Genomic DNA, 5,082 nt, shown 5'->3' with positions numbered 1-5,082 from the left:
CCCCCGTCACGGTGGCCGCCGCCGGCCCGGCCCGGGGCCCCGGGGAGCTGGCCGCCGCCCACGCGGAGGCGGCGCGCTGTCTGCGGGCGATGCGGGTGCTGGGGCGGACGGGCGAGGGCGCGTGCGTGGAGGAGCTGGGCTTCCTGGGCGTGGTGCTGGGCAACGCGCAGGACGTGGACGGCTTCGTGGCGGCGACGCTGGGGCCGCTGCTGGAGTACGACGCCCAGCGCGGCACGCATCTGGTGCGGACGCTGAGCGCGTACTTCGGCGCGGGCGGCAGCCTGATCCGGGCCAAGGACGAACTGCACGTCCACGTGAACACGGTGGTGCAGCGCCTGGACCGCATCCAGGTGCTGCTGGGCCGCGACTGGAACGAGCCGGACCGGGCGCTGGAACTGCAACTCGCGCTGCGGCTGCACCGGTTGTCCGGGGCCTCGCGGGAGACGCGACCGCTCCGGCGGGCAGAATCCTGAACCGTGACGATCACCGCGCGCGCCCTCAACCGGGCGACCCTCAGCCGTCAACTGCTGCTGGCCCGTGAACCGCTGACCGCGTCCGAAGGGGTGCGTCGGGTGGTCGCGCTCCAGGCCCAGCACCCGGCCTCGCCGTACATCGCCCTGTGGAACCGGCTCTCGGGCTTCGCCCCGGAAGCGCTCGACGCGGCCTTCGCCGAGCGGTCGGTGGTGAAGGGGACGCTCATGCGGATCACGCTGCACGCGGTGCACGCCGAGGACTACCCGGCGTTCCGGGCGGCGATGCAGCCGGTGCTGTACGGCTCGCGGCTCGGCTCCCGGTTCACCGCGTCCGGGCTCAGCGCGGCCGAGGGCGGGGAACTGGCCGCGGAGATCGTGGAGTTCGCCCGTACGCCGAGGACGTCGGCGGAGATCCGGGCCTGGCTTGCGGAGCGGTTCGGCGCGGAGCGCGGGGACGCGGCGTGGTGGGGCATGAAGACGTACGCCCCGCTCCACCACGTCCCGACCGGCCCGCCGTGGTCCTTCGGCACGCGCGCCTCGTTCGTCGCGGCGGGCACCGGTCCCGTGCCCCGGGGCCGGGCGGTGGACCGGGCGGCGCTGCGCACGCTGATCCTGCGCTACCTGGCCGGGTTCGGCCCGGCGTCGGTCGCGGACGTGGCGCAGTTCTCGATGGCGGGGCGCGCTCCGGTCCGGGCGGAGCTGACGGCCATGGGGGGCGAGGTGGAGCGGTTGCGAGGGCCGGACGGGGAGGTGCTGTTCGACCTCCCCGGCGCCTCCCGGCCGGACCCCGGCGCCCCGGTCCCGTCCCGGCTGATGGCGATGTGGGACTCCACGCTGCTGGCGTACGCGGACCGGTCCCGGGTGATACCGCCGGAGTACCGTCCGCTGGTGATCCGGCGCAACGGGGACGTGCTGCCGACCCTGTTGGTGGACGGCTTCGTCGCGGGCGTGTGGCGGCCGACGGCCGAGGGGGTCGAGGCCACGGCGTTCCATCCGCTGCCGTCCGCCGTCTGGGCCGAACTGGGCGCGGAGGCCGAGGCGTTGACCACGTTCCTCGGAACCCGCGAGCGTACGGTCTACAGCCGCTACCACCACTGGTGGGCGAAGCTCCCGGACGCGGATGTGCGGATGCTCTAGTACCTGGGCGGCGGGTGCGGGGCGCGGAAGGTGAAGGCGTCGGGGGTGTCGCCCTTCGCGCGGAGCAGGGCGACACGGTCCATCGCCTCCTCGACGCTCGGGCGGTGGCCGGCCGGGACCCACCACAGGGCCGCGTGGTGGTCGGCGAGGCGCTCGAACCACTCGCGGCGACGGGCCAGGACCCTGAGGTGATCGCTGCGGTACACGTACGCCTTCAGCGCGTCGACCGATTCCCAGACCGAGCAGTTGATCAGGAAGAAGTCGTCCGCGCGATCGGGGCGCAGGCTCGTGGCGTCGGCGCCCTCGTCGTCCACCATCCGCCAGACGAAGCCGGGCGCGTGGTCGGCGAGGGCGTTGATCTCGGGAAGCTGTGCGACGAAGTCGGCGAGCTGGGGGCTGTCGAGCGGGGCGAGGAGGCGCCCGACGTTGACCTGGGCAAGGTGGAAGTCGTTCACAGGCCTCAGCATGGCCGAGCGAACGCTCTAAAGTCAACGAATTCCTTTTTAGAGTTCCCCGGCCCCCTCCGGGCCCTCGACCGCGACGCAACACCCGTCCGGCAGCGGGTCCATGGCAGCGCTCCAGCCCTCGGCGAGCAGCCCTTGGATGCCCGCGAGGTTCATCCCGCAGACCAGGGCAGGGAACTGCTCCGCCAGGGCGTGGAACGGGCAGTTGTTGAGGCGGAGTTTTCCGCAGTCCCAGTACGGCTCGTAGCCGCGCTCGCGCAGCGCCTCCACGGGTTCCGCCGCGCCCGCCGCTACCCCGGCCGCCCGTGCCGCCGCCTGCAACTCGGCGTCGAGCCCGGCCCGTTCGACCACCTCGGCGAGCAACTGGCTCACGGTGCCGTAGGAACGCGGCGGTACGGAGACGGAGTGCTCGCCGTCCGCCCGCCGGTACAGCTTGGAGGGCCGCCCGGCACCGGGCCCGGTGCGGCCGGAGAGCCGGCGGAAAGTGGTCTCCAGAAGCCCGGCGTCCACGAGCTTGTCCAGGTGGAACGCGGCCACGGAGCGCGTCACCCCGACCGCGTCCGCGGCGGCATCCCGGGTGACGTCGCCCTGGGCGGCGGCCACATGTCGGTACAGCCCTCGGCGTACGGGGTCCCCGAGGACCGCCAGCGCGTCCAGGGCGGCGTCGTCACTGCTCACGGACCCGAGTCTAGGCGGCCGCGCGGGACCGCTGCCGGGGACGGAGCCCGCCGTCGTCGTCCGGACCGGCGCCCCTGAGATCACGCCCCGCAGACGTTCGAGGCGCGGGGTCCGGAGCCGAGCCCTGCGATCAAGCCCCGCGGGCGCACCCCCACGGCCCCGCGCCCCCGCCCGCTAGACTGTGCGAGTCGTCATCATGCCCGTTCAGGGGGAAGCCGGTGCGAATCCGGCACTGACCCGCAGCCGTAGACCGCCGCAAGGCGGAAGTCGGAATGCCCTGTCCGAGTCGTGACCGGCTCACGCCGTCGGGACCCCCCGGCGGCCGGCCCCGTCGAGGTAAACGGAGCCGGAGCCTGGTGCCCCTGTGTGCCTGCGCCCGGTTCCCCAGGAGAGGCACCGCCCGCCATGACCGTACGCCGCAGCGCCGCCGCGCTCGCCGTCACCGCCGCCGCGCTCTGCGCGACCGCCGCCCCGGCCGCCGTCGCCGCGCCGTCTCCGTCCCCCTCGGCCGCGCTGCCCTCCGGGCTCTACGGCACCGGCGACCCGACGTACGACGGGGTGTGGCGGCAGTCGCTCGCCTTCGTCGCGCAGCAGGCCGTGGGGGTGACCCCGGCCGCGAAGGCCGTCGACTGGCTGACCGGCCAGCAGTGCGACAACGGCGCGTTCCCCGCGTACCGCCCGGACACCTCCGCGCCCTGCACCGACAAGACCGTGGTCGACACCAACGCGACGGCCGCCGCCGCCCAGGCGCTGCGCGCGATCGGCGGCCACCAGGACGCCCTCGCGAACGCCGTCAGCTGGCTGAAGTCCGTCCAGAACGAGGACGGCGGGTGGGGCTACACCGCCGGCGGTCCCAGCGACGCGAACTCCACGTCCATCGTGATCGGCACCCTCGCCCGGGCCGGCGAGAAGCTGGGCGACGTGACGACGCCCGGCGGCAAGACCCCGTACGCCGCGCTGCTCGCGTTCTCCCTCCCCTGCGGCGGCAAGGACGGCGGCGCCTTCGCCTACCAGCCCGACAAGGCCGGCAAGCTCGCCGCCAACGGTGACGCCACCGCCGCCGGTGTCCTCGGCGCGCTCGGCAAGGGCCTGGTCGTCTCGGACAACGCGGCCGTGAAGGACCCCGCCTGCCACACGGGCTCCCCGCTCGAACCGGAGCGGGCCGCGCAGAACGGCGCCTCCTACCTCGCGACCGCCCTCGCGAAGAACGGCCACCTGGACCTGCCGAAGATGCCCGGCGCGGAGGACAGCGCCCCGCAGCCCGACTTCGGCAACACCGCCGACGCGGTCGTCGCCCTGTCCGCCGCCGGCCACAAGGACAAGGCGGCCGGTTCGGTCGCCTGGCTGAAGAAGAACTCCGCCGCCTGGGCGAAGCAGAGCGGCCCCGCCGCCTACGCCCAGCTGATCCTGGCCGCCCACGCGACCGGCGCGGACGTGCACGACTTCGGCGGCGCCGACCTCGTCTCCCAGCTGAACGCGACCGGCCCCGAGCCGGCCGCCGTGAAAAAGCCGGAGCCGACGGCCACGGAGGACGAGGAGAAGAAGGACAGCGGCGACGGCGACGGCATCGGCGGCGTCTGGTGGTTCGTCGGCATCGGCCTCGCCGTCGGCGCCGGCGCCGGCTTCCTGATCAGCGGCCGCCGCAAGAACCAGCAGCTGTGAGCCGCCTCGCACGGGCCGCCGCGCTCCTGGTCGTCGGCGCCGTCCTGGCCGTGCTCGGCGCGGGCACGGCGCAGGCGGCGGGCTACCGCTACTGGTCGTTCTGGGAGGGCTCGGCCGGCGGCTGGTCGTACGCCACCCAGGGGCCCTCGCTCGTCCGGCCCGAGGACGGCTCGGTGCAGGGCTTCCGGTTCTCGGTGAGCGCCGACTCCCAGGACGCCTCCCAGCCGCGCCGCGCCCCCGACTTCGCGCAGGTGTGCGCGGACACCCCGGCGAAGGACGGCAGCAAGCGCGTCGCGGTCGTCATCGACCCGGGCACCGCGGGCGACGCGCCGGACGGGGAGACCCCGCCCCCGCCGCGTACCGCGTGCGCGCGGGTCGCGAAGGACGCGAGCAGCGCGGAGGCCCTGGCGGCGGTCGCCAAGCCGCTGCGCTACGACGCGAGCGCGATGCTCTGCGCGATCTCCGGCTACCCGGCCAACGGCTGCGGCGAGCAGGTCTCCGGCGACGGCGACGGCAACGGCGGTGCGGACAGCGGCGCTGCGGACAGCGGCAGCAAGGCGCCCGCGTCGGCGTCCGCCGCCTCGTCCGGCGACGGCGGGGACCAGGACGGCGGTCCGTCCGCCGGCGTCCTCGTCGGGATCGGCGCCGTGCTGCTCCTCGGCATCGCC

At 74.9% G+C, this 5,082-nt stretch carries 6 protein-coding genes and 1 riboswitch; of the genes, 4 read left to right on the top strand and 2 right to left on the bottom strand.

All coding sequences use genetic code 11. From position 1 onward, the window contains the following. Positions 1–473: helix-turn-helix domain-containing protein (locus tag G3I41_RS34240; RefSeq protein ID WP_203602064.1), on the top strand; the 473-nt coding region annotated here is incomplete at its 5' end. Between the two features lie 3 nt (positions 474–476). Beyond that, positions 477–1,610 (top strand): winged helix DNA-binding domain-containing protein, encoded by a 1,134-nt coding sequence (locus G3I41_RS34235; RefSeq protein ID WP_164404417.1) that lies wholly within the window; start codon positions 477–479, stop codon positions 1,608–1,610. On the opposite strand, the gene G3I41_RS34230 is transcribed toward G3I41_RS34235, so the two are convergent. Next, positions 1,607–2,065, bottom strand: a complete 459-nt coding sequence (locus G3I41_RS34230; protein WP_164404416.1) for a DUF3291 domain-containing protein — start codon at positions 2,063–2,065, stop codon at positions 1,607–1,609. The genes G3I41_RS34235 and G3I41_RS34230 overlap by 4 nt on opposite strands. 48 nt (positions 2,066–2,113) lie before the next feature. Continuing rightward, positions 2,114–2,752: a helix-turn-helix domain-containing protein gene (locus G3I41_RS34225; RefSeq protein ID WP_164404415.1), complete on the bottom strand. Its 639-nt coding sequence runs from the start codon at positions 2,750–2,752 to the stop codon at positions 2,114–2,116. Positions 2,753–2,958: 206 nt separating this feature from the next. Continuing rightward, a riboswitch (cobalamin riboswitch) is annotated at positions 2,959–3,030 on the top strand. A gap of 127 nt (positions 3,031–3,157) precedes the next feature. Between G3I41_RS34225 and G3I41_RS34220 the strand changes: the two genes are divergently transcribed. Together G3I41_RS34220 and G3I41_RS34215 are read left to right on the top strand one after the other, a co-directional pair. Further along, positions 3,158–4,414, top strand: a complete 1,257-nt coding sequence (locus tag G3I41_RS34220; protein ID WP_164404414.1) for a terpene cyclase/mutase family protein — start codon at positions 3,158–3,160, stop codon at positions 4,412–4,414. Then, the coding region (locus tag G3I41_RS34215; protein WP_164404413.1) for an SCO2322 family protein at positions 4,411–5,082 on the top strand (672 nt) is incomplete at its 3' end. The genes G3I41_RS34220 and G3I41_RS34215, both read left to right, overlap by 4 nt.

The sequence above is a fragment of the Streptomyces sp. SID9727 genome, assembly GCF_010550605.1.
Classification (GTDB): Bacteria; Actinomycetota; Actinomycetes; order Streptomycetales; family Streptomycetaceae; genus Streptomyces.
This window is presented reverse-complemented; position numbering and strand designations above follow the sequence as displayed.

What these genes read in the sequence shown, in the direction of transcription:
- G3I41_RS34220 (WP_164404414.1), top strand. Translation starts at nt 3,158, where the DNA reads ATGACCGTACGCCGCAGCGCCGCCGCGCTCGCCGTCACCGCCGCCGCG.